Source organism: Shewanella sp. SM55 (genome assembly GCF_025654025.1).
GTDB lineage: Bacteria > Pseudomonadota > Gammaproteobacteria > Enterobacterales > Shewanellaceae > Shewanella > Shewanella oncorhynchi.
The window spans coordinates 1-714 of record NZ_JAKKRS010000038.1 but is presented as its reverse complement, the minus strand read 5'-3'; the positions used below and the strand labels follow the sequence as shown (position 1 = coordinate 714).

Here is a 714-nt window from a genome sequence, read left to right as displayed (position 1 = left end):
TCCCCGTTCGCTCGCCGCTACTAGGGGAATCTCGGTTGATTTCTTTTCCTAAGGGTACTTAGATGTTTCAGTTCCCCTCGTTCGCCTCGCAACACTATGTATTCATGTTGCGATAACAGCTTATGCTGCTGGGTTCCCCCATTCGGACATCGTTAGCTCAAATGCTTGTTACTAGCTCGCCAACGCTTTTCGCAAGTTACTACGTCCTTCATCGCCTCTGACTGCCAAGGCATCCACCGTATACGCTTARTCGCTTAACCATACAACCCAAATGAGTTTCACTCATCTGCGTCGCATTGCGACCAGCTTGGTTTTACTTGTCTCACTTCTGACCAAAGAAGTGGACGCGCCTTAGACGTAAACTATSCAAYWAAGMATAATTTACTATTGAATATTCAAGACACTTAATAAAGTGTTTGAGAACTCATGTTCAATGCTTKCGCATTAAACGTTTTGTAATTAATYACATGACAGACTCATGCAATTAAATACTATCAGCTTTCCAAATTGTTAAAGAACAACATCTACCTGCAAGAGGGATGTTTCGCTCTGACTTCTCCTAAGAGAAGCTAAACAAGCAATCTGTGTGAACACTCAGCAAACATTAAGTTAGTCGTATAGGTAAGGAGGTGATCCAGCCCCAGGTTCCCCTAGGGCTACCTTGTTACGACTTCACCCCAGTCATGAACCACAAAGTGGTGAGCGCCCCCCCGA

General features: G+C 44.6%; 2 rRNA genes. Both read right to left on the bottom strand.

Going from position 1 to position 714, the window contains the following annotated elements:
* Positions 1 to 260 (bottom strand): 23S ribosomal RNA (locus L5L91_RS22580); the annotation flags it as partial.
* A gap of 362 nt (positions 261 to 622) precedes the next feature.
* A 16S ribosomal RNA gene (locus tag L5L91_RS22575) occupies positions 623 to 714 on the bottom strand; the annotation flags it as partial.